This is a genomic window from Caballeronia sp. LZ035 (assembly GCF_031451175.1).
Taxonomy (GTDB): Bacteria; Pseudomonadota; Gammaproteobacteria; order Burkholderiales; family Burkholderiaceae; genus Caballeronia.
Genome location: NZ_JARUXS010000004.1, coordinates 933,718 through 958,110, shown reverse-complemented (window position 1 = coordinate 958,110; position 24,393 = coordinate 933,718). Strand labels below are relative to the sequence as shown.

Here is a 24,393-nt window from a genome sequence, read left to right as displayed (position 1 = left end):
GATAAGAGGAAATAAACCATGACGCCCAAGCCGTTCGAGTTAGCGTTTATTGTGCCTGCCGCTGAAAAATAAGAATCAACGCATTCGTATCACGTTTTCAGCATTTACATGACCTGCCGCTTTCATGCAAATTTCGGGCCGAATTCCTCCTGTTCAAGAGATACCGCCGGGTATTCGTCATAATCCGCGAACGCCATCTGCGGCGCGCCACGCCGTTAAACTGGAAAGCCCCGTGCTCTGTCTGAAATGCGCCTCGTGGCGATACCGGCGCGCTGCACGCAGCGGTTCAGATCGAGTTTCCAATACGGCAGTCGCCAAATTGTCATCGCGTTGGTTTATATTGCAGTTCCTCGCCGCTCCATTACCGGAAGGAGTTAATCGTGAAGAATCCGCAATTGCAGGGTGCCATCGAAGGACGCGAAAATCCGGCAGGCGAATCCGGCTACGAGCCGATTCAGGCCCGCACCGTTCCCAAGGAGCCCGCCGCTGATTCCGGCTACTCTGACTCCCTCGACATCCCGCTCAATTACGGCATTGTGATGGACGCCGTCAGGGACGCCGTCCGCGCGAACCTGTAAGCGTCGCGAAACCCATCTGAAGCGTCCCTGTCGGGGCGCTTTTTTTTGGGCTGACGCCGACCGATTATTTCGATCGTCTTTCATTTTTCTCATACAAATCATTCTGTTGCAGATCGGCACGGGAAAAATCGGGTGAAATTTCCGCCGTCAGCCAGCCAAGCTCCGCGCCAGGCGGTGCAGACAAAAGTCAATCCGTACGAAACACGGCGAAGGCCTCCAGCGCCGAATTAACGGAGTGGTACACTGCCGCCGCCTTTGCGGGTGCACGTTAAAAAGTGCGCGGCGATTGTCGAATTTTCGTTCAGGTCAACGCGGGTCAAATGTCCAAACTGGACTGCCTGTTGCGTCTTAATTGCTCAATTCGCCAAAAAAATCTCCTGCTAGTGTTTCTACTGGCGAAAAAATTAGCATTGAGATATGTTCAGACGTGTACTCGCGCCTGGACAGCCGTCCGGATCAATGCTCTCGATCAAGAGATGTCCGCCAAGGACGTAACCACGACTCATCACGTGGCGCGCGTGCGCCCAGCCGACTACACATGGCCGCTATTTTCGAACACCTGCTGGACAGCCACACCTCTCGCCAATGGCGCGGGCTTCTGTCCGCACTCGCCGATGAATTCGAAGCGCAAATCGGGCGCACCGAACTGCGTCAGCTGATGCAGCGCGTCGGCAGCCGCTTCGCCGACGCACGGCCGCTGCCGCCCTGCCATTCGACAGCCGAACTGGCCGAGGCGCTCAACGCGCAGTGGCGCGACGCCGACTGGGGCTTTGTCGAACTCGCCGACGAGCGCGATCACCTGAGCATCGTTCATTACTGCGCGCCGCTGCCGGCTTTCGGCGAACGCGCGCTCGCGTGGACGCCCGCGTTTCTGGAAGGCGCTTACCAGCAATGGCTCGCCACGCTCGGCGCGCAAGGCCTCGCGGTCCGCCAGGCGGGCGAATTCGGCGATGACACCGCCATCGAGTTCAGGCTCGCGCGCACGGTGGTTTGACGAGAACCCCGGAATCATCGACCGCCGCCTCGAAGCGGCGGCTCCAGCCGCCTGTTGGTCAGGTGGCTCAAACAAGTTGAAACGGCCAGGCAGGGAAGGCACGGACGAGGAAGCGGCATCATGAATACTTCGCGCGACATCGAGAAGCTGTTCGATCATTTTGGCGGCAATGCAGGCGACTATCAGGAGATCGGTCGGGAGAACGAGGCCAAGTCCGCCCGTACCCGCTGGCCGTTGCTCGCGACGCTGGACTTCGCGCAGCCGGCCATTCCTGAAATCGCGCCGCGCCGCGACAATCAGGCCGGCGCGTCTGGCGCCGCGGGCAGCGACCCCGCAGGGGAACCCGCCGCACGGCCGACACCGATCCATCGCGGCCGGCCGCAGTTGTTCACGCGGCCGCATCGCCGGACAATTCCGCCGGTCGATGCACCCGCGGCTCAATCACTGAGCGCGTTGCGTTTCTCGGCACTCGCCGATCCGGCCGCGACGGAAACCGAACCGCACGTGGCGCCGGCCGCCGTTCCCGCTGCCACCATTCCGCCGGTCCAGGCGCCGGTGCAGGCAGCAGAACCCCGCCCCGCCCCCGCAGCCACGTTCGGTTCGAGCGTGCTGGCGCGCCGCGCTGCGCCCGCCGCCGCCCCAGCTACAAAGCCGGTAGAACCGCCGCGCGTCCAGCCGGCCGCCGAAACCGAAGCGCCCTCCATTCTCGGCAAGCTGTTCAAGCCGCAGACGCCGCCCGCTCCGAGCGCGCCCGCGAACTCGCTCCAGTCGATGTTCGACCGCCTGCGACACAGCGGCGAAGCCGCGAACACTCAACCCGCCGCCCATCGCACGAGCCGCCTTCCACGGTCATGAAAGTCATCACGGTAGTTTCCGCGAAAGGCGGAGTCGGCAAGACGACACTCGCCGCCAATCTCGCTTCGGTACTCGCCGCGCGCAGCCGCCGCGTGATCGTGCTCGATCTCGATCCGCAAAACGCGCTGCGCCTGCACTTCGGCATTCCGCTCGACAGCATCGACGGCCTCTCGCGCGCCACGCTCGCAGGCGATCCCTGGCAGACCGTGATGTTCGACGGCATCGATGGCGTCACCGTGCTGCCCTACGGCGCGCTGCTCGAGGACGATCGCCGGCGCTTCGAGGCGCTGGTCGACGCCGATCCCGCCTGGCTCGCGCACGCGCTCGATTCGCTGGCGCTCGATGCCAACGACATCGTGATCGTTGACACCCCGCCGGGCTCGTCCGTCTACACGCGCACGGCGCTCACCGCGGCCCATTTCGCGTTGAATGTCGTGCTGGCCGACGCCGCGTCGTACGCCGCGATCCCCGGCATGGAGCGCATGGTCGATGCCTACGCCGCGCCGCGTCAGAACTTCGCGGGCCAGGGCTACGTCGTGAACCAGGTCGATCAGTCGCGCCAGCTGAGCAAGGACGTGCTGAAGGTGCTGCGCAACATGCTCGGCACGAAGCTGTTCCCGGGCGTCATCCATCTGGATGAAGGCGTCTCCGAATCGCTCGCGTGCGACACCACGCTGATCCACTACGATCCGCTGTCGCAAGCCGCCGCCGACCTTCGCGCGTGCGGCGAATGGCTGCTCGCCGCAATCGATGCGCTGCCCGCTTCGTCGAGGAAACTTGCATGAGCTCCGCCAAGATCCCGTCGCCGGAAACGGAAGTGAGCGTAGCGACGTCGCGGCTCGAACGCATCGTCGATGCGCGCATCTGGGGCAGCCGCATCCTCGTGACCCTGCTCACGGCGTTCGCGTTGTGCGCGCTGTACTTCGTGGTCACCGTGCCGCTCGTGTTTGGCCAGCAGCTTGCCTTCGCGAGCGTCTGCTTCGTCTGCGCGCTCGGTTTCCGCCGTCTGCAAGGCCAGTACGCGACGCTCGTGATGATCATGCTGTCGATCATCGCGTCGGGCCGCTACATGTTCTGGCGTCTGACCGAGACGACCTACTGGGAGCGTCCGCTCGACGCCGCCTGGGGCTTGCTGCTGGTCGCCGCCGAAGTCTACGCGACGCTGGTGCTGCTGCTCGGCTATTTCCAGACGGCCTGGCCGCTCAAGCGCAAGCCCTTGCCGCTGCCGGCAGACCGCGCCGACTGGCCGACCGTCGACGTCTTCATCCCCACGTACAACGAGCCGCTCTCGGTGGTGAAGCCGACCATCTACGCAGCGCTCGCGCTCGACTATCCGCGTGACAAGCTCGCGATCCACGTGCTCGACGACGGCCGCCGTCCTGAGTTCAAGACCTTTTGCGAGGAAGTGGGCGTCAACTGGACGATCCGCACGCACAACCGGCACGCGAAGGCGGGCAACATCAACGAGGCGCTGAAGATCACGAAGGGCGAATTCCTCGCGATCTTCGACTGCGACCACATCCCCACGCGCTCCTTCCTGCAGATCTGCCTCGGCTGGTTCCTCCGCGACAAACTGCTGTCGATGCTGCAGACGCCGCACCATTTCTTCTCGCCCGATCCGTTCGAACGCAATCTCGGCACGTTCCGCAAGGTGCCGAACGAGGGCGAACTGTTCTACGGCCTCGTGCAGGACGGCAACGACCTGTGGAACGCCACCTTCTTCTGCGGTTCGTGCGCGGTGCTGCGCCGCTCGATGGTCGAGGAAATCGGCGGCATCGCGGTCGAGACCGTAACCGAAGACGCGCACACGGCGCTGAAGCTGCACCGCCTCGGCTATACCACCGCCTATCTCGCGATTCCACAGGCCGCGGGTCTCGCGACGGAAAGCCTGTCCGGCCATATCGGGCAGCGCATCCGCTGGGCGCGCGGCATGACACAGATTTTCCGGATCGACAATCCGCTGACCGGCAAGGGTCTGAAGCTCGGCCAGCGGCTCTGCTACCTGAACGGCATGCTGCACTTCTTCTATGGCGTGCCGCGTCTGGTGTTCCTCACCGCGCCGCTGTCGTACCTGTTCTTCGGGGCGCATGTGATCGAAGCCGCGGCGAGCACCATCGCGATCTTCGCGCTGCCGCACATGATGCATGCGAGCATCACCAATTCGCGCATGCAGCGCAGCTTTCGCCATTCGTTCTGGGCCGAGGTCTACGAGTCGGTGCTGGCGTCGTACATCACCGCGCCCACCTTGCTCGCCGTCATCAACCCGAAGCTGGGCAAGTTCAACGTGACGGCCAAGGGCGGCCAGATCGCGAAGGATTACTTCGACTGGTCCATCTCGCGGCCCTATCTGTTCCTGCTGTTGCTGAACCTGCTCGGCTTCATCGCGGGCATCGTGCATATCGTCATGTACTGGCAGATCCGCAGCGAGGTGAACACGACCATCCTCAACCTCTGCTGGACGGTCTACAACATGCTGATCCTGGGCGCATCGGTGGCGGCGGCGAGCGAGCGGCGGCAAGTGCGCGCGACCCATCGCGTGACCATGAAGATGCCCGTGATGCTCAAGTTCTCGACCGGCCGCACGCTGGCCTGCGAGACGATCGACTATTCGGAAGGCGGCGTCGGCGTCGCGCTGCCGAGCAAGATCGAAGTGCCGATGCACGAGCGCGTGACCGTCTCGCTGTTCCGCGGCGACGAGGAATACGCGTTCCCGGCGAGCGTCGGCTATACCGAGCCGGGCCGCGTCGGCCTGCGTTTCGGGCAGCTCACGCGCGAGCAGGAATATGACTTCGTGAAGACCACTTTCGCGCGCGCGGACGCCTGGACCGGCTGGTCCGAGGGACGCCGCCCGGATACGCCGCTGCGCGGCCTGTCGCATGTGTTGCTGGTGGGCACGCGCGGCATTGCCGGACTGTTCGAGCACTTGTACAGCGACCTTCGTACCTGGATGAACAAGCGCCCAGTCGATGTGAAGAAGCTGAAAACCAAAGACCAATAATGGGCATGGGTATGTCGAAGTTGCGCGTTGAAAGCGAAACGGGCGGGCGCGCGCCGCGTTTTTGCGAAAGACCTCTGGTGCGTGCGCTGGCCGTCTTCGCGGCCTTGCAGACCGCGTTCGCCGGGCCGCTCGCGTCCATCGCGGCGGCCGCGACCGGCACCGCCACTGCGGCCACGGCCTCCGCCACGGCGGCTCCGCCCGCGCCCGCGCCTCAGGCGACCGGCGCTGGCGCCGTGCCTGCGCCAAGCCCGGCGGCCGTCTACAACCCGGCCTCGATCCAGCAGCCCGCGCTCGCGATGCCCGTCCCCGCGTTCTCCGGCAAGCCCGAAAAGCCGCTCACCTCGCGCATTCCGACCACCGCCGATCCCGGCACACTGGTGCCCGGCGGCCGCCGCCAGACGCTGACTTTCGCCGATTACGGCGCGCTCGATCCGCTGCAACTGCGCGGCACCGATGGCCAGAACGGCATTGCCTTCTCGGTGCGCGGCGACGAAGTCGTGACGGGCGCGATCCTGCATCTGATCTACAGCTACTCGCCGTCGCTGCTGCCGTCGATTTCGCAGTTAAAGGTGCTGATCAACGGCGAAGTGGCCGCGACGCTGCCGGTGCCGCGTGACCAGGCGGGCGTGCTGGTGGCGCGCGACGTGGCCATCGACCCGCGCTTCATCACCGAGTTCAACCATCTGAATGTCCAGCTGATCGGCCATTACACGCAGCAGTGCGAGGATCCGTCGAACTCGACGCTGTGGGCCACCGTCAGCAATTCGAGCTCGCTGGACCTCACGTACGCGTCGATCGCCAACAAGCCCGACCTCGCCGCGCTGCCGAATCCGTTCTTCGACCGCCGCGACGTGCGCCGTCTCGAACTGCCGTTCGTGTTCGCCGGCAAGCCGAGCCTGCCGACGCTCGAAGCGGCCGGCATGGTGGCGTCGTATTTCGGCTCGCTCGCGGGCTATCGCGGCGCGATGTTCCCGGCCCAGACCGACAACGTGCCGCTCTCGGGCAATGCCGTGGTGTTTGCCGTCGGCGACGCCAAGGTGGCGGGCGTCGACATTCCGGCGGTGTCGGGCCCGACGATTTCCGTCGTCGAACGCGATGCCAACGCGCGTGGCCGCATCCTGCTGATCCAGGGCCGCGACGAGAACGAGCTGAAGACCGCCGCGAAGGCGCTGGGCATCGGTCAGAACACGCTCACCGGCACGAGCGCGACGATCACGCAATTCAGCGACCTGCAACCGCGCCGCCCCTACGACGCGCCGAACTGGCTGGCGACGGATCGTCCGGTGCGTTTCGGCGAACTCGCGGAAGCGCGCGAACTGACCGCCCGCGGCTACGATGCCGACGCCGTGCGCGTCAACCTGCGCGTGCCGCCCGATCTCTTCATGTGGCAGACCAAGGGCGTGCCGATCGATCTCGGCTACCGCTACACGGTGCGGCCGGCGCCGGATCGTTCCTCGCTGAACATCAGCGTCAACGACGGCTTCGTACAGTCGCTGCGCATCCCGGCCGTCTCCGCCTCGACCTTCGACCTCGGGCACTACTTCAGCCGCGTGCTGCCGGACAAGACCGTGTCCGCGCGCCGCGAAATCTACATTCCGCCGCTGCTGCTCACGCCGCGCGCGCAATTGCGCCTGCACTTCTACTACGACATCCCGAAGACCGGCGAATGCCAGGGCCGCGTGCTGGACAACGTGGTCGGCGCGGTGGACCCGAATTCGACCATCGACCTGTCGGGCTTCCCGCACTACATGGCGCTGCCCGACCTGGCCGCGTTCGCCAACGGCGGCTTCCCGTTCACCCGCATGGCCGACCTGTCGCAGACGGCGGTGGTGCTGCCAAACGACCCGAACTCGGCCGACTACAGCCTCTATCTGCTCGAAATGGGCCGCATGGGCACCTCGACGGGCTATCCCGTGACCGGCGTCACCGTGACGAGCGCGAACGACGTCGACCGCTTCGCCGACAAGGATCTGCTGATCCTCGGCGCGCCCGGCCGCCAGCCGCTGTTGCAGCGCTGGGCCAAGCAGATGCCGTTCTCCAGCGATGGCGACACGCACACCTTCCAGCTCACCGACGTCGCGTTCAAGCTAGTCGACTGGTGGCATGGCGAGCATGGTCCGGAACGTTCGCCGGCGCGCGCGGATCTTTCGCTCGTCAGCTCGAACGGCGACGCCCTGCTCACCGGCTTCGAATCGCCGCTGAAGAGCGGACGCAGCGCGGTGGCGCTGATCAGCGCGGCGGGACAGTCGGATGCCGATCTCTCCGCCGCCCTGCTCGACAACGACCTGCTGCCGTCCATCCAGGGCGCGATGGCCGTCATCCACGGACGCACTGTGACCGTGACCTCGAACGGCGAAGCGTATTACGTCGGTCATCTGTCGCCGATGCATTACATGCGCTGGGCGCTCTCGTCGCATCCGGTGTTGCTGGTGCTCGGCGGCGTGCTCGCCGCGCTGATCATCGCCGCCCTGTTCTATCGCGCGCTGCGTTCGCTCGCCGCGCGGCGCCTGAGGGACTGACATGCGGCCATTCACCGCAAGCGTCGTGGCCGGCGCGTTCGTTGCCGCCGCCAGCGCGGCATCGGCAGGCGCCGCCCGCGCCCAGTCTTCGCAGCCCGCGCAGCAATGCGACTGGCCGGCGTACCGGCAGTTCGTCGAGCGTGCCGTGCAGGCCGACGGCCGCGTAATCGACCGTTCGACCGAGGTGCAGCAGACCACCTCCGAAGGGCAGTCGTACGGCCTGTTCTTCGCGCTCGTGGCCAACGACCGCGCCACCTTCGAGCGCCTGCTCGGCTGGACCCGCACGAATCTCTCGGCCAATCAGTTCGATGCCGCCAACCTGCGCCTGCCCGCGTGGCAATGGGGCAGGAAGCCGGACGGCTCGTTCGGCGTGCTCGACCCGAACTCGGCTTCCGATTCGGATCTGTGGATTGCCTACGACCTGTTCCAGGCCGGCCGGCTGTGGAAGGAACCGGCGTACACGAAACTCGGCTACGCGCTGGCGACGCAGATCGTGAAGCAGGAAATCGCCGATCTGCCGGGCCTCGGACCCATGCTCCTGCCCGGCCCGCACGGTTTTCGTACCGGCGACGTGACGCGTCTGAATCCCAGTTATCTGCCATTGCCGCTGCTGCGCGCGCTGGCGCACGAGATGCCCGACGGTCCGTGGACCAGGCTCGCGCAGAACGCCGCGACCCTGATCCGCGTCACCGCGCCGCGCGGCTACGCGCCGGACTGGGCGGCTTATCAGAATGGCCAGTTCGCCGTCGATCCGAAGAACGGCGATGTCGGCAGCTATGACGCCATTCGCGTCTATCTGTGGGCCGGCATGACAGCGAGCCGCGATCCGCTCGCGCGTCCGTGGCTCGACGCCCTTGGCGGCATGCGCCAGAGCGTGGCTCAAAACGGCTTCCCGCCGGAGAAGGTCTCCACCTTGAGCGGCACGGCGAGCGGCGAAGGCCCGCTCTCTTACTGGGGCGCGCTCGCGCCTTACTTCAAGGCACTGAACGACGAGCACGGCCTGGGCCTCGCTCGCGCGCATCTCGAAGCGCTGACGGCGCCGGCTGTCGCGGGCCGCGAACCGGCCTACTACGACCGCGTGCTGGGCCTGTTCGGCGGCGGTTTCGTCGACGGGCGCTATCGCTTCGATGAAACCGGTCGTCTCGTGCCGAACTGGAGAAGCGCATGCTGATCCGGGTCAGGAAACACGCAATGAAGCGGACTCTTGCAATGCACATCGCGGCGGCCATCACGGCCGGCGCGCCGATGTTCGCCCTCGCCCAGGCCAGCGCCGATCCGCTGACCGTACTGGTCGATCAAGGCAAGTACTGGCAGGCGCACAAGCGCGGCGATCTCGCCGAACAGGCGTGGCAGAAGGTGCTGCGCATCAACCCGAAACAGCCCGATGCGCTGTTCGGCATGGGCATGGTGCTCGCCGATCGCAAGGACGGCAGCGGCGCGCAGCAGTATCTCGCGCAGTTGCGTCAGGTCGCGCCGAATTATCCGAACATCGACGAACTCGGCCGTCGGCTCGGCGAAACCAGTTCGCGCGATCAGACCGTCAACGACGCCCGCCGGCTCGCGCAGAGCGGACAGAGCGCGTCGGCGGTGCAGGAATACCGGCGTGCAATCGACGGCAAGCCTTCGACGCCGCAGTTGCAGCTCGAGTATTACCAGGCGCTCGCCGCCACGCCGCAAGGCTGGGACGAAGCGCGTCGCGGACTCGAACAGCTCGCGCGCGACAATCCCGACGAGCCGCGTTACCAACTCGCCTACGCGCAGCATCTGACCTACCGCGACTCGACGCGGCGCGACGGCATCGCGCGGCTCGCAAAGCTGGCGAGCGACAGCGCTGTCGGCGCGGACGCGAAGAAAAGCTGGCGCCAGGCGTTGTTGTGGCTCGGGGCGCGCGCATCGGATGCCCCGCTGTACCAGGCCTATCTGCAAACCTCGCCCGACGACGCCGCCGTGAAGGCGCGGTTCGATTCGATGGTGCAGCAGGACCGCGCGGCGCAGGATCGGGCGCAGGCGGGCGCGGCCGTCGATACGCGCGGACGCACTGTCGGCGAAGGTTTCGCAGCGCTGGATCGCGGCGATCTCGTGACGGCGCGCGCACGGTTCTCGTCGGTGCTCGCAAGCAACCCGAACGACGCCGACGCGCTCGGCGGCATGGGCATCGCGGCCCTCAAGCAGGAACACTTCACGGAAGCTCGCAACGATCTCGAACGCGCGTCGCGGGCCGGCAATCCGGCGCGCTGGAAAGACGCGCTCACGAGCGCCACGTACTGGTCCTACACGAGCGACGCCATCGGCGCGCGCAGCAACGGGCAGATCGCGCAGGCGAAGGCGTTGTTCGAACGCGCGATCGCCGTCAATCCGTCCGATGTCACCGCTCAGGTGCTGCTCGGCGAGATGCTGCTTTCGAACAGCGATCCACGCGGCGCGGAGCAGGCGTATCGCATGGCGCTGCGCCGTCAGGCGGACAATCCGGACGCGATCCGCGGGCTCGTCGGCGCGCTGGCCGCGCAAGGACGTGGCGACGAGGCGCTCGAATTCGCCAACCGACTCAACACCGAACAGCAAGCCAAGGCCGGCGGCATCAACAAGCTGCGCGGCGAGGCGCAAGCCGCGCAGGCGCGCGCGGCCGAAGCGCGCGGCGATCTCGGCGCGGCGCGCAGCCTGTTCGAAGACGCGCTGCTCAACAATCCCGACGATCCCTGGCTGCGCCTCGACCTGGCGCGCATCTACGTGCGTCAGGGCGCGGTGGGCAACGCGCGCAGCATGATGGACGGTCTGCTCGCCACGCATCCGGACATGACCGACGCGCTCTACGCGAGCGCGCTCCTGTCCGCCGAGACGCAGGACTGGGCGACCGGCCTCGGACAACTCGAACGCATTCCGGCGGCCCAGCGCACGCCCGCGATGACCGCGCTCCAGCATCGTCTGTGGGTGCAGCAGCAGACCGAGCTCGCGACGCAGGCCGCCGCTGCCGGACAACGTCAGCAGGCGTTCGCGATCCTGAGCCGTGCCGCGCCGGTCGCGGCCGGCAACGCCGAGCTGACGGGTGCGATTGCCACGGCCTATGTGAAGGCCGGCGATCCGGGACGGGCGCTGGCCCTGGTGCGCAGCGCGATCGCGCAAGCGCCGAACGACACCGGCCTGCTGCTGCAATACGCGGGCATTCTCTCGGCGACGCAGCAGACCGCCGAACTCGGCTCGGTGATGCGACGTCTCCAGTCGATGTCGCTCACGACGCAGCAACGCACCGACTTCAACAATCTGAATGTGGGCATCGTTGTCGCGCGTGCGGACGAGGTGCGCCGGCAGGGCAATCTCGCGAGCGCCTACGACGTCATCTCGCCGTGGCTCGCCGCGATGCCCGACAACGCCGATCTGCAGGCCGCGCTGGGCCGCATGTACACGTCCGCGGGCGATGACCGCAGTGCGCTGACGTGCTTTCAGAAGGCGCTCACGCGCCGCCCCGACGACCTCGCGCTGCAGACCGCCGCGATGTCCGCCGCGAGCAACGTGCGCGATTTCCGGCTGGCCGAAACCTACGCGAACCAGGCGTATCAGGCCGCGCCGAACGACCCGGGCGTGCTGGCGTCGATCGGCCGGATGTATCGCGCGCAGGGCAAGCTCGATCTGGCCGCGCAGTTCCTGCAGCGCTCGCTCGTCGCGGCCAACACGCCGATGCAGGCCGCCGCGCCCGCCCAGGCGCGCGGCAACGTTCCGCCGGGCTGGGAAAGCGCGCTGAGCCGTATCGGCTCGAATCCGCTGCCCGGCACCAATCCGTTCGAAGGCAAGACCGCGGTCGATACGGCGTCGAGTCCGGCGCTGGCGTCCGGCGGGTCATATCGCCAGGTCATTCCTCAGAGTTACTCGCAGCCCGTGCCGACCTATCTGCCGCCTCCCCAGCCCGCCACGTATTCCACGCCGTATCTGGCGCCTTCCGCCGCACCCGCGCCGATGCAGCAAGGCGCGCCGCGTCAGGTGACGAGCGGCGGTTACGGTCCCGACATGTCGGGTTCAGGACAGTCGGGCGGTCCGCTTCAGCCTTATCCGGGACAGGATGGGGGCGCGTCGGGCGGTTATGCGCAGCCGGCTTATCAGGCTCAGCCGTATCAACAGCAGCCGTATCAGCAGCAGCCGGCGTATCAGCCTTATCCGCAACAGCAGGCGTATCCGCAGCAACCGTATCCACAGCAACAGCCGTATCCGCAGCAGCAGGATCCGTATGCATCGCCGTGGCCGATGTCGCCCGGTGCGCGCGAAGCGCAGTCGAATGCCTACGCGCCGCCGCCCGCCGCGAGCGGCCGCGCCAGCACCACGCACACGAAGCGCCCGGCGACGACCGCCACCCGCAAGACCGCGACCTCGCGTCCTGCGAATCCGTACGCCTACGGTGCGCCGCCGCAGCAGCCCTATCCGCAGCAGCAGCCGTACGCACCGCAGCCGTACTATCCGCCGCAGCCGCAGCAATACGCGCAGCAACAGCAGCAGCAGTACATTCCCCAACCACCGGCGGGCTATGCCCAACCGTACTATCCGGCCCAGACGCAGCAGCAGCGCGCTGCCGCAGCCGCGACGATGTCCACCGGCGGCATGCCCGCGCCCGTCGCGAATTCGCAGACGACGGGCGTCGCCGATGAACTCGCGCAGATCAACCGCGAGCAGGCCAGCACGGTGTCGGGCGGGATCATCTTCCGCAATCGCGATGGCGAGGACGGACTGTCCAACCTGACCGACATCGAAGCGCCCATCGAAGGCCGCATCAAGGCGGGCAACGGCCACGTCATCGTGCGCGCGACGCCGGTCACGCTCGACGCCGGCACCGCAAGCGGCGAAGCAAACACGCTCGCGCGCTTCGGGTCCGGACTGGGCGCGGTCGCCACGCCGCCGACCAACAACTACGGCTCGCAGACGGCGACGGGCGTCGGCCTGTCGATCGGGTATGAGAACCGCAACTGGAAGGGCGATGTGGGCACCACGCCGCTCGGCTTCCGCGAAACCAACGTCGTGGGCGGCGTGCAATATCAAAACGCCGTCACCGACAAGGTCTCCTACTCGCTGGCCGTCGCGCGCCGTGCAGTCACGGACAGCCTGCTTTCCTACGCCGGCGCCCGCGACCAGGGCGCAGGACTCGAATGGGGCGGCGTGACGTCGACGGGCGGCCGCGCTGATCTCGGCTGGGACGACGGCACCAACGGCGTCTACGCCAACGCCGCGTACCAGTTCCTCGACGGCAAGCAGGTCGCCACCAACACCGCGGTGAAGGGCGGCGGCGGCATCTATACGCGCCTCATCAAGGATGCGGACCAGACGCTGACCATCGGCGCGAACACCACGCTGATGCACTACGACAAGAACCTGTCGTACTTCACCTATGGTCAGGGCGGCTACTTCAGCCCGCAGCAGTACGTGATTCTCAACTTCCCGGTCGAGTATGCCGGGCGTTCGGGGCTCTTCACCTACGACCTGAAGGGCTCGATCGGCGTGCAGCATTATCGGCAGGACGAGTCGGATTATTTCCCGACGAACGGCACGTTCCAGGCGCGCGCCGCCAGCTCCGGCGCCACGCCCGATGCGAACGCCGTCTATCCCGGCCAGAGCAAGACGGGCGTGTCCTACTCGCTCAGCGCAACCGGCGAATATCAGCTCGCGCCGCAACTGGCAGTCGGGGCGACGGCATCGTTCGGCAACGCGTACCAGTATCGCGAGTGGCTCGCGGCCGTGTACGTGCGCTATACGTTCTCGAATCGCGGCGGCGTGCAGCCCGTGTTTCCGCCGCAGGCGTTCAGCTCGCCGTATCTGTCGTTGTCGAACTGAGGCGGTGTCGGCTTGCGGAGGGGTTTAGCCAACCCTCCTGCTAGCCGCGAGCGCGCAGGTTCCACGATGGCCTTCTCGCCAGCATCTATTTCTTACAAATATTTCATCGCATTACCAAAGCGGTCGATGGTCGGAAAATTTCATCCGCCACTTTTTGTCCGCAATTCCTTCGCATTCTTCTATCACCGCGTCGCGCCAAGCGCTGCGCCGGCCTCAAAGCCATGCCCGACGGGTGTGAGCGCCATCTCCACAAAACCTGAAGCCGCATTGTGCATGTGCTTTTCTGTTGCGCGCACGTCACAGTAGCCGGCAATAAATCCCGCAATTCATTACGGATATTTTCGAATTATTTCCGGTCATGTAATGATAGCGATTCGCATTTACCTGATCGACACGATAGTTCGGCGCAATGATTGGCAGGCAGCACCGGCGCCGTGACCTTCCATCAACGACATCACGCACCTCGAAGACACGTGGCAGCAGGACGCCCGATCCTTTGCCATCGAACCTGAACAACAACGAACTGGACAACGACATGTTGAGGAAGACGCCGCTGGCAGCGGCATGGGTAACGATTGCCGCCGTGCCCATGGCGGCACCGCTGTACGCCCAGACTGCATCGCAACCCACGCCCACCGCAGCACCGAACATCGCGCAAGCCGCACCATCGACGCAGGACGCGACCACGCCCGATACCGCTTCGCTGCCCGCCGTCCGCGTGACCGGCCAGGCCGACGCGCCCGATTTCCAGGCCGACGTGTCCAGCGTCGGCGCCAAGGTGCCCACCGCGCTGCGTGACATTCCGCAGGCAGTCGTCGTGGTGCCGAAGGCCGTGCTGCAATCGCAGGCCATCAGTTCGTTCTCCGATGCCCTGCGCAACGTGCCGGGTGTCACGCTCGGCGCGGCCGAAGGCGGCCAGATCGGCAACAACATCAACCTGCGCGGCTTCTCCGCGCGCACCGACATCTATCTCGACGGCTTCCGCGACCGCGGCCAGTACTATCGCGACACGTTCAACCTCGAGTCGATCGACGTGCTGTACGGGCCGTCGTCGCTGTACTTCGGACGCGGCTCGACGGGTGGCGTCATCAACCAGGTCAGCAAGCAGCCGGACCTGAAGCCGCGCGCCGATGTCTCGCTGCAGGCGGGCACGCACGACCGCTTCCGCTCGACAGTCGACATCAACCAGCCGCTGACGGACACCTCGGCGTTCCGCATCAACGCGTTCGGCCAGTCGCTGGGTTCGAGCCGCGACGAGATGATCAACAAGGACTACGGCATTGCGCCTGAAGTGAAGTTCGGCATCGGCACGCCGACGCAGGTGACGCTGAGCGCGCTGATCCAGCACAACCGCGACCAGCCCGATTACGGCATTCCGCCGCTGAACGGCCACCCCGCGCCGGTCGACACGAAGACCTTCTACGGCTTCACGGACGACCGCACGATCCAGGACGTGCAGACGGTCAGCGCGCGCATTCAGCATCGCTTCGACGACATGTTCACGCTGCGCAACCAGACGCAGTTCAGCCACTACAGCACCGAAGCGCGCGCGACCAACGCGGCGGCCGTGCTGACCGGACCGCTCGGCACCTCGACGGCGCTTGCCAACGGCAACTACACCGCCCTGCCGCTCAGTTCGCTGTTCGTGCGCCTGCAAGGCAAGGACCGCAACATCAACGATCACTCGGTCTACAACACGACCGACCTTGAAGGCAAGTTCGCCACCGGCTTCCTGAAGCACGACATGCTGGTCGGCGTCGATCTGAGCCACGAGACCTACAGCAACCAGAGCTTCACCGCGACGACGCCGGGCCTGCCGTCGAACACGCTCGCCATCGTGCCGCTGGTCGATCCGGCGTACGTGCCGCGTCCCGCGAACTACAAGGAAGTGGCGACCAATCTGGCGGAGTCGAGCGCGAACGGTCTCGGCCTGTACCTGAACGACACGATCTCGCTCGGCGAGCACTGGAAGTGGATTGGCGGCGTGCGCTGGGACCGTTATGAAGCGGCGATCCACAACTCGATCAACGCGCCCTCCTACGGGACGCAGACCAACTACTTCACGAGCGTGCGCACAGGCCTCGTGTTCCAGCCGACGGAGACGCAGTCCTACTACGTGTCCTACGGCACATCGTTCGATCCGTCGCTCGAAGCGCTCACGCTCACCAACGGCCAGCAGAACCTGCCGCCCGAGCACAACAAGTCGTATGAAGTCGGCTCGAAGTGGGATCTGCTGAACGGCGGCCTCTCGGTCACGCAGTCGCTCTTCAACATCGAGAAGACCAACGCACGCACGCTGGCCTCGGACGGCAGCTATTCGCTCGACGGCGACATTCGCGTGCGCGGCTATCAGCTGGGCGTGGCGGGCCACATCACGAAGCAATGGCAGATGTTCGGCGGCTATACCTACATGGACGGCACCATCCTGAAGGCCTTCGACGGCACGCAGGGCAAGACGCCGGCCAACACGCCGCATCACATGTTCACGCTGTGGACGACCTATGACTTCACGCCGGTGTGGCAGATCGGCGGCGGGCCGTCGTATGTGTCGTCGCGCTATGCGGCGAACAACAATCTCGTCGAAGTGGGCGGCTACGTGCGCTGGGACGTGATGGCCGCGTATCATCAGAAACGCTACGATATCCAGTTCAACGTGCTGAACCTGACGGACAAGAAGTACTACGACGCCCTGATTCCGTCCGACGGCGGGCGCGCGGTGCCGGGTCTGGGCCGCAGGGCCCCCCCCACACTGAACCCCGTTTCCCGCTCCGCCCGGGCCGCCGCGCCCCCACCCAACCGGCCCCCCCCCACGTCCCACAGAACCATGATCCTCTCGATACCGAACGTCCTCAGTCCCGCCGATGCCGCCGCCATGCGCGCACGTCTCGAAGCCAGCGACGCCTGGGTCGACGGCCGCGCCACCGCGGGTTATCAGGGCGCGCCGGTCAAGCGCAACATGCAGATCGCGGAAGGCTCGCCGATCGCGCATGAACTGGGCGACAGCATCGTCGGCGCGCTGGAGCGGCATCCGCTCTTCATCAGCGCCGTGTTGCCGAACCGCGTGTATCCGCCGCTGTTCAACCGTTACGAAGGCGGCATGCACTTCGGCAGTCATGTCGATGGCGCGATCCGCATCGTGCCGGGCCATGGCGCGCGCGTGCGCACGGATGTCTCGGTCACGCTGTTCCTCACGCCGCCCGACGAATATGACGGCGGCGAACTGATCATCGAAGATACATTTGGCGTGCAGGAAGTGAAGCTGCCCGCCGGCCACGCGCTGGTCTATCCGGCGACGAGTCTGCATCAAGTGCGTCCGGTGACACGCGGCGCACGCGTGTCGAGTTTCTTCTGGGCGCAGAGCCTCGTGCGCGACGATGGACAGCGCGCCCTGTTGTTCGATCTCGACAATGCCATCCAGCGCCTCAACGCGACCGACGGCGACGAAGCCGCCAAGCGCACGCTCGTCGGCTGCTATCACAACCTGCTGCGCATGTGGAGCGAGACCTAGGCGCCTGCATCAGGTTGCGTGCTGCGTCGCAAAAGCGAATCTCCGCACGAACGAAGCCGGCGCGGGAAGATCAGGCGCACAATGGCGAAAGCTCGCGTGGACGGGCGAACGGGAGGAGCGCCATGACCGCCATCACCTGGGTTCTCGCGGCCGACATCAAGCGTGCGCGCGTCTTCGAGACGCACGGTTTGAAGCTGGATCTGCGGCAGGTCGAGGACCTCAGGAATCCGGCGGCAAGCATGGCGGACGACGACGGCACAGCATTCGCGCGCAAGGTCGCCGGCTTTCTGGAGCAGAGTCGCCAGCAGCAGAGGTTCGACCGGCTGCGCCTCGCAGTGGAACCGCGATTCCTGAACGTGCTGCGCGTGCACTTGACCAGTGACACGCGCACACTCGTCTACGAAGACACCGCTGACGACGCCTCACACGACATGCGTCCCGGCCTGGGCCGGCGCTGAATTCCGGCCCGTCACCTTCTTAAGCCGCCGGCACGATGTTCTGATTGCTGCGGAACACATTCTCCGGATCGTAGCGCTGCTTCACTTGCGCGAGCTTTTCATAGTTCGGTCCATACGCCGCCTTCACCCGATCGCCTTCATCACCCGTCAGGAAGTTGACATAGACGCTGCCCAGCGCATGCGGCGTCAGCGCGGCGAACATGTCGCGCGCCCATGCGGTGCATTTGGCGTCATCGGCGGCGTCTTCCCAGCGGCCGTGAATGTTGATCGTATAGATCGAATCGCGATTCGCGTAGGCCGTGGCATCGACGGGCACGCGGTTCGTCTCGCCGCCCATCGCACCGACGAAGATCTCGCATTGCGTCGAAGGCAGCGACTTCACCGCGTTCGTCAGGATATCGAAGGTTGCGTCCGTGAGGCCGGCAAAGTTATGCGACTTCCAGTAGTTGCGCGAACCCGGCGTCAGCAGCGGATCGAAGGCTTTCTGCCATGCCGCGAAGGGCATCGGTCCGAGATGCTCGCCACAGGGCGTGCCGAAGCCGCGTGCCGGCGCCAGCACACGCTCGCCGTTCTCGACCGGACCGACATAGCAACTCGCCAGCACGATCACCGGCTTGCCATGCACGTCCGCGGGCAGGAAGGGCAATGGCGGCGCGAGACGCATGACGGCCCAGACGCTCAGCTCATCGGGACTTTGCGCGACGAACTCGCGATACTTCGGCAAGACTTCATCCGCTTGTTCGAGCGGATACACCACCAGCCCGCCATAGATTTCGGGCCCAACTTCATGCAGGCGATATTCGAACAGCGTGACCACGCCGAAGTTGCCGCCGCCGCCGCGCAAGGCCCAGAAGAGATCGGGATCGGTGTGGTCGTCGACACGGCGCCATTCGCCATCTGCCGTGACGATTTCCGCCGCCACCAGGTTGTCTACCGTGACGCCGAACTTGCGGCTGATCCAGCCGAAGCCGCCACCGAGCGTAAGACCGGCGACGCCCGTCGTCGAGTTGATGCCGAGCGGCGTCGCAAGTCCGAAGGCCTGCGCTTCGTGATCGAAATCGGAAAGCAAGGCGCCGGGCTCCACGTACGCGCGCCGCGCTTGCGGATCGATGCGCACGGACTTGAGCGCGGACAGATCGATCATCACGGCATCGTCGCTGACGGCGCTGCCTGCGATGTTGTGCGAGCCGCCGCGGATCGACACGAGCATGCCGTTGCCGCGCGCGAACGCAAGCGCCGCCTTCACGTCAGCGACGCCCGCGCAGCGCACGATGAGTGCGGGCCGCCTGTCGATGGTGGCGTTCCAGACCTTGCGTGCTTCGTCGTAATCGGCATCGGCGGGTGCGATCACCCTGCCGCGTACCGTCGCCTTGAGAGCGTCGATCACTTCGCCCGATATCTTCATCATGTGAAACCTCGCTGCAAATGACGCGCCGCGACGTGCCCGACCCTGCCCGCTGGACCGGCGAAAGCGCAAGGAACTCGCAATCGGATCGTGTGTGCCGTAACGATTGAATTCACACGGAGATGACCGCGAGAACGGAAAGAGAAAGACATGCCGGACGCCTTCGTCCGCTCATTGATTAAATGCCGTGACTTACCGAATGTAAAGCGTGCGTCGAGCGCATTTGCGCATGTGATCTAGCATGGATCCGACAAAGTGGACGAAGTCGGCATGGATCGAATTCAATGCTTCACGAATTTGATTCGGATCCCTGATGTCATGAAGTACGCATGAAAAAAAACGGGCGCTCTCAAGGCGCCCGTCGATTTCATCACACAGCGAAAAAGATCTATGCGCGTTCGAGCACCGCCATCTCGCGCACCACGACCAGCAGCATGGAAAGACTCGCGCCGCCGCTGGCGCGCAGTTCGGTCAGCAGGCGCGTGTAGCGGTCGAGTGCCTGCTCGCGCTTCGCACGCCATGTCTCGACAATCACATCTGCCGCATCGATCCCGCGTGACTGCTCGAGCGCGCTGACCGTCAGCGCGCGCTTCAAACGCGCCAGCTCCTCCAGCGCGGCCGCACGCGCGAGCAGGTCCCAATGCGTCGCGACCGGCAAGGCCATCGCGCGCTCCGCGATGCCGCGATAATCGAGCAAGGTGCCGATGCCGAAGTACACGCTCGCCACCAGTTCGAGACTGCGCTCCGTGCAGGCCGCGACTTCTGCGCTGTCGAGCACGGCCGTGGCGATCTCGCCGCTCGCGACCCGTGCCGCCAGCGTGCTTTCCACGCCCGCATCCTCCAGGTCGCGCCGGCGCGCGTACCACGCGTCGAGCTGCGTCGCGGGCAGGAGCGCCGGCAGTTGCGGCGCCAGCCGCTGCGCGGCTTCACGGCAGCGCGCCAGCACGCCGCGCGCTTCATGCGCGTCCGCGCCGGTATGCTTCAGATGACGCAGGAACCACAGCGACGTATCGTCGAGCAGCCGCACGACATCGACGAACATGCGCGCCTGCACTTCATCGGCGACGATGTTGTCCAGCCCGTCGATGCTGCGCCACAAGTCATCGAGATCGAAGACATCGCGCGCCATCAGCGCGGCCCGCACGATGTCGCTCGGCGGCGCATCGGTCTCTTCCATCAGGCGATGCACGAACGTGCAGCCCACGCGATTCACCAGCGCGTTGGTCAGATGCGTCGCGAGAATCTCGCGCTTGAGCGGGTGGCGCTGCATCGTGTCGCTATAGCGCTGTTGCAGCGGCTTCGGAAAATACTCCGGCACCATGTCCGCGACGAGCGCATCTTCAGGCACGTCCGATTCGAGCAGTTCGTCGTACAGCCACATCTTGCCGTATGCGAGCAACACCGCGCGCTCGGGCGACGTCAGCCCGGACTTCACCGCCGCGCGCTCGGCAATCTCGTCGTCGGACGGCAGGAACTCGATGCGGCGCTTCAAACGCCCGGCGCGCTCCAGGAAGCGCATCATGCGCGCCTCGGCATCGAGCGTTTCGGCTTCGTAGCGCTTCGCGATCGACAGCGCCTGCGTCTGCGCGTAGTTGTCCTTCAGCACGAGCAGACCGACTTCATCGGTCATCTCGGCCAGCAGCGCGTTGCGCTGCTTCTCGGTCATCTCGCCGTCCGCGACCACGAGGCCCAGCAGGATCTTGATATTGACCTCGTGATCCGAGCAGTCGACGCCCGCGGAATTATCGATGGCATCCGTATTGATGCGGCCGCCGCGCTGCGCGAACTCGATGCGCCCGAGCTGCGTAAGACCGAGATTGCCGCCCTCCGCGACCACCTTCACGCGCAGCTCCGCGCCGTTCACGCGCACGGCGTCATTGGTGCGGTCGCCGACCTGAAGATGCGTTTCCGCAGTCGCCTTTACATACGTGCCGACGCCGCCGTTGTAGAGCAGATCGGCTTCGGCCAGCAGGATCGCGCGGATCAGTTCATTCGGCGCGAGCAGCGACGTGCCGATGCCGAGCGCCGCCTGCACCTGCGGCGACACCGGTATCGACTTCGCCGTGCGCGGATACACGCCGCCGCCTGTGGAGATCAGCGAGGCGTCGTAGTCGGCCCAGCTGGAGCGCGGCAATGCAAAGAGACGCGCGCGTTCTTCGAAGCTCTTGACGGTATCGGGCGCCGGATCGAGAAAGATATGGCGATGATCGAATGCCGCGATCAGCCGGATGTGACGCGACAGCAGCATGCCGTTGCCAAACACGTCGCCGGACATGTCGCCGACGCCGACCACGGTGAAATCCGTGCTCTGCGTATCGAAGTTCATCTCGCGGAAATGGCGCTTCACCGATTCCCACGCGCCGCGCGCCGTGATGCCCATCTTCTTGTGGTCGTAGCCGACCGAGCCGCCGGAGGCAAATGCATCGTCGAGCCAGAAGCCATATTCATGGGCGATTGCGTTCGCGTAATCGGAGAAAGTGGCCGTGCCCTTGTCGGCCGCGACCACGAGATAGGGATCGTCGGGATCGTGACGCACCACGTCCGGCGGCGGCACGATGCCGTCCGGCGTACGGTTGTCGGTGACATCGAGCAGGCCGCGCAGGAACATCTGATAGCACGCGACGCCTTCGCTGAGAAACGCCTCGCGATCCGTCACCGGCGGCGGGTTCTTCACGACAAAGCCGCCCTTCGATCCCACCGGCACGATCACCGTGTTCTTCACCATCTGCGCTTTCATGAGGCCAAGCACTTCGGTGCGGAAGTCCTCGCGCCGGTCCGACCAGCGCAAGCCGCCGCGCGCGACGCGTCCGCCGCGCAGATGCACGCCTTCGACACGCGGCGCGTAGACCCAGATCTCGAACATCGGCTTGGGTTCGGGCAACCCCGGCACCTTCGACGGATCCAGCTTGAACGACACATACGGCCGTGGCTGGCCGTGCGCATCGCGATGGAAGTGGTTGGTGCGCACCGTCGCGCAGATCACGCCGAGGAACTGCCGCAGGATGCGGTCTTCATCGAGATTGGGCACCTTGTCGAGCGCTGCTTCGATGTCGGCGAGCACGCGTTCCGCAGCGCCGTCGCGCGCCTCGATGCCGCCGCCATGTGCCGGATCGAACCGCACCATGAACAGTTGCAGCAGCTTCTTCGCGATCAGCGGATTGCCGATCAGCGCACGCTCGATATAGGCATCGCTGAACGTGGAGCCGACTTGCCGCAGATACTTCGCATAGGCGCGCATGATGGTCACGTCGCGCGAGCCGAACTCCGCGCGCAGCACGAGCCGGTTGTAATCGTCGTTCTCGATCTCGCCCGACCACACGCTCGCAAACGCGTTTTCGAACAGCGGCTTCACGCGGTCGATGTCGAACTCCACATCGTCCTGCAACTCCAGGCCGAAATCGTGAATCCATGCGTTCGGCGCGCCGGTCGGCTCGATCAGATACGGCCGCTCTTCATCCACGCGCACGCCGAGATGTTCGAGCATCGGCAGGCTGTGCGACAGCGCAATCGGCTCGCCCACGCGATACACCTTGAAGCGGAACGCGCGCTTGCCGGCTTCGATCGGCCGGTACAGGCTCATGGACAGCCCGCCGGCGCTCGTATGCGTCGCCTCGATCAACTCGATGTCGCGCACCGCCGTACGCGCCGGATAGTCCTCGCGATAACCCGCCGGGAACGAATCCGCATAACGCTGCAACAGGCGGTTGCCGGCTTCCTCGCCATGACTGTCGATGAGCGCGTCGGCGAGATCGTCCTGCCAGCGCCGCGCCACCTGCACGACGCGCGCTTCGAGTTCGCGCGTATCGACTTCGGGCATGGTGCCGCGATCCGCGCGCACCACGATATGAATCCGCGCCAGCGGCGACTCCGACAGCAGCGGCGTGAACTCGATGCTGCGACCGTTGAAGGCCTCCATCAGCACGCGGCTGATACGGCGGCGCAGGTCGGTGTTGAACTTGTCGCGCGGCACGAACACGAGGCACGACACGAAGCGGTCGAAGCGGTCGCGCCGCACGAACAGCCGTGTGCGCTGATGTTCCTGCAGGCGCAGCACGCCGAGCGCGATGTCGAAGAGCACGTCTTCGTCGGCCTGAAACAGTTCGTCGCGCGGATACTGCTCCAGCACCGTGATGAGCGACTTCGCCAGATGCCCTTTCTCGAGGAAGCCCGCGCGCCGCACGATGTTCGCGCACTTGCGCCTCACGATCGGGATTTCATACGTGGGCACCAGATAGGCCGTGGACGTGTACAGACCGAGAAAACGCCGCTCGCCGATCACCTTGCCCTCGGGCGACACGCGCTTCACGCCGACATAGTCCAGATAGCCCGGCCGATGCACCGTCGCGCGCGAATTGGCCTTCGTCAGGAACACAGGCGCCGCGCCCTCGATGATCGCAGCCGCACCCGGCGGCAGCGGCGTCAGGTCGCCCGCCGCCGGCGCGCGCAAGGTTTCGCGCAACAGGCCCAGCCCGGAACCCGGCACGCCGCGCAGCGCAAAGCCGCCTTCGTGCTCCACCAGATCATAGTCACGGCAGCCGAGGAAGGTGAAGTGGTCGCCCACCATCCATTCGAGAAACGCGCGGGACTCGATGCCGTCGGGCGTCGTGTCGCGAGTCTTGAGTTCGGTGATCGCAGCGCGCGCGGTGTCGACCAGCTTCGGCCAGTCCTCCACCGACGCGCGCACGTCGCCCAGCACGCGCGCGATGTTGTCGCGCACTTCGTCGAGGCGCGCGCCGTCGCTGCAGCGGTCCACCTCGAAATGAATAAACGATTCCAGCTCGGACTGGCCGTCGCCCGGCTCGCTGTGGCCTTGCGCAATGCGCTCGATCTCGCCCTTGGCGCCGCGCCAGACACGGAACACCGGGTGGATCACGGAATGCAGCGCAAGTCCCAGCCGGTTGAGTTCCATGCTCACCGAATCGACGAGGAACGGCATGTCGTCGTTGACGATCTCGACCACCGTATGGTCCGAGTGCCAGCCGTGCTGCTCCAGATTCGGGTTGTAGACGCGCAGCACTTCGCGGCCATGAACGAACTTCTGCGCCGTCTGGACGTGCGCCATGGCGGCGCCGTAGAGATCGGCGACATCGCGGCTCGCGATGTCCTCGACATCGACCTGCTCGTAGTAGTGGCGAAGCAGCGGCTCGATGATCGGCCAGGTCTGCTCCGGCAACCGTCCTCGCGCGAATTCGAGGAGATCGTTGATGAGTTGTTCGACCCGCGCTTCGTTCCTGACCAGCATGGTGTCCTCCCGAGGGTGTCGGTTGCGA

Annotated in this window: 12 protein-coding genes and 1 pseudogene; 11 read left to right on the top strand and 2 right to left on the bottom strand. The window is 65.6% G+C overall.

The genetic code is table 11. The annotated features are described in order from the left end of the window. The first annotated feature begins 380 nt into the window (after window positions 1-380). The 11 genes and pseudogenes from QCE88_RS34800 (at window position 381) to QCE88_RS34750 (ending at window position 17,718) form a co-directional block, all read left to right on the top strand. Complete coding sequence (locus tag QCE88_RS34800) at window positions 381-578, top strand: hypothetical protein (protein WP_309910017.1); 198 nt, start codon at window positions 381-383, stop codon at window positions 576-578. 538 nt (window positions 579-1,116) lie between these two features. Then, window positions 1,117-1,572, top strand: coding sequence for a cellulose biosynthesis protein BcsD (gene bcsD / locus QCE88_RS34795; RefSeq protein ID WP_309910016.1), 456 nt, complete (start codon window positions 1,117-1,119; stop codon window positions 1,570-1,572). A 120-nt stretch (window positions 1,573-1,692) separates the two neighbouring features. Then, the gene (bcsP, locus tag QCE88_RS34790; RefSeq protein ID WP_309910014.1) at window positions 1,693-2,427 is read left to right on the top strand and encodes a cellulose biosynthesis protein BcsP; all 735 of its coding nucleotides are present in this window, start codon (window positions 1,693-1,695) and stop codon (window positions 2,425-2,427) included. After that, window positions 2,424-3,212, top strand: coding sequence for a cellulose biosynthesis protein BcsQ (gene bcsQ / locus QCE88_RS34785; RefSeq protein WP_309910012.1), 789 nt, complete (start codon window positions 2,424-2,426; stop codon window positions 3,210-3,212). The genes bcsP and bcsQ overlap by 4 nt, the downstream gene beginning before the upstream one ends. After that, on the top strand, window positions 3,209-5,425 hold the full coding sequence (gene bcsA / locus QCE88_RS34780; RefSeq protein WP_309910011.1) for a UDP-forming cellulose synthase catalytic subunit: 2,217 nt from the start codon (window positions 3,209-3,211) through the stop codon (window positions 5,423-5,425). The genes bcsQ and bcsA overlap by 4 nt, the downstream gene beginning before the upstream one ends. Then, a complete protein-coding gene (gene bcsB / locus QCE88_RS34775; protein ID WP_309910009.1) occupies window positions 5,425-7,944 on the top strand; it encodes a cellulose biosynthesis cyclic di-GMP-binding regulatory protein BcsB in 2,520 nt (839 codons plus the stop codon). The genes bcsA and bcsB overlap by 1 nt, the downstream gene beginning before the upstream one ends. Window position 7,945: 1 nt before the next feature. After that, window positions 7,946-9,115 carry a cellulose synthase complex periplasmic endoglucanase BcsZ gene (bcsZ, locus tag QCE88_RS34770; RefSeq protein ID WP_309910007.1) on the top strand — a complete coding sequence of 390 codons (1,170 nt, stop codon included), beginning with the start codon at window positions 7,946-7,948 and terminating at the stop codon, window positions 9,113-9,115. Further along, window positions 9,109-13,752 carry a cellulose synthase subunit BcsC-related outer membrane protein gene (locus QCE88_RS34765; RefSeq protein ID WP_409018269.1) on the top strand — a complete coding sequence of 1,548 codons (4,644 nt, stop codon included), beginning with the start codon at window positions 9,109-9,111 and terminating at the stop codon, window positions 13,750-13,752. Before bcsZ ends, QCE88_RS34765 begins: the two co-directional genes overlap by 7 nt. 535 nt (window positions 13,753-14,287) lie before the next feature. After that, window positions 14,288-16,507, top strand: a pseudogene (locus tag QCE88_RS34760) (TonB-dependent receptor); the annotation flags it as partial. A 69-nt stretch (window positions 16,508-16,576) separates the two neighbouring features. Then, complete coding sequence (locus tag QCE88_RS34755; protein WP_309911012.1) at window positions 16,577-17,260, top strand: Fe2+-dependent dioxygenase; 684 nt, start codon at window positions 16,577-16,579, stop codon at window positions 17,258-17,260. Between the two features lie 122 nt (window positions 17,261-17,382). Next, on the top strand, window positions 17,383-17,718 hold the full coding sequence (locus QCE88_RS34750) for a host attachment protein (protein ID WP_309910003.1): 336 nt from the start codon (window positions 17,383-17,385) through the stop codon (window positions 17,716-17,718). A 19-nt stretch (window positions 17,719-17,737) separates the two neighbouring features. On the opposite strand, the gene QCE88_RS34745 is transcribed toward QCE88_RS34750, so the two are convergent. Next, window positions 17,738-19,126 (bottom strand): FAD-binding oxidoreductase, encoded by a 1,389-nt coding sequence (locus tag QCE88_RS34745; RefSeq protein WP_309910002.1) that lies wholly within the window; start codon window positions 19,124-19,126, stop codon window positions 17,738-17,740. Between the two features lie 385 nt (window positions 19,127-19,511). After that, the gene (locus QCE88_RS34740) at window positions 19,512-24,365 is read right to left on the bottom strand and encodes an NAD-glutamate dehydrogenase (protein ID WP_309910000.1); all 4,854 of its coding nucleotides are present in this window, start codon (window positions 24,363-24,365) and stop codon (window positions 19,512-19,514) included. Window positions 24,366-24,393 lie beyond the last annotated feature (28 nt).

Excerpts from the sequence above, each read along its gene's own strand:
- QCE88_RS34765 (WP_409018269.1), top strand. The coding sequence starts at position 9,109 with ATGCTGATCCGGGTCAGGAAACACGCAATGAAGCGGACTCTTGCAATG.
- bcsQ (WP_309910012.1), top strand. The coding sequence starts at position 2,424 with ATGAAAGTCATCACGGTAGTTTCCGCGAAAGGCGGAGTCGGCAAGACG.
- bcsP (WP_309910014.1), top strand. The coding sequence starts at position 1,693 with ATGAATACTTCGCGCGACATCGAGAAGCTGTTCGATCATTTTGGCGGC.
- bcsB (WP_309910009.1), top strand. The coding sequence starts at position 5,425 with ATGGGCATGGGTATGTCGAAGTTGCGCGTTGAAAGCGAAACGGGCGGG.
- QCE88_RS34745 (WP_309910002.1), bottom strand. The coding sequence starts at position 19,126 with ATGATGAAGATATCGGGCGAAGTGATCGACGCTCTCAAGGCGACGGTA.
- QCE88_RS34755 (WP_309911012.1), top strand. The coding sequence starts at position 16,577 with ATGATCCTCTCGATACCGAACGTCCTCAGTCCCGCCGATGCCGCCGCC.
- QCE88_RS34750 (WP_309910003.1), top strand. The coding sequence starts at position 17,383 with ATGACCGCCATCACCTGGGTTCTCGCGGCCGACATCAAGCGTGCGCGC.
- bcsA (WP_309910011.1), top strand. The coding sequence starts at position 3,209 with ATGAGCTCCGCCAAGATCCCGTCGCCGGAAACGGAAGTGAGCGTAGCG.
- bcsD (WP_309910016.1), top strand. The coding sequence starts at position 1,117 with ATGGCCGCTATTTTCGAACACCTGCTGGACAGCCACACCTCTCGCCAA.
- QCE88_RS34740 (WP_309910000.1), bottom strand. The coding sequence starts at position 24,365 with ATGCTGGTCAGGAACGAAGCGCGGGTCGAACAACTCATCAACGATCTC.
- bcsZ (WP_309910007.1), top strand. The coding sequence starts at position 7,946 with ATGCGGCCATTCACCGCAAGCGTCGTGGCCGGCGCGTTCGTTGCCGCC.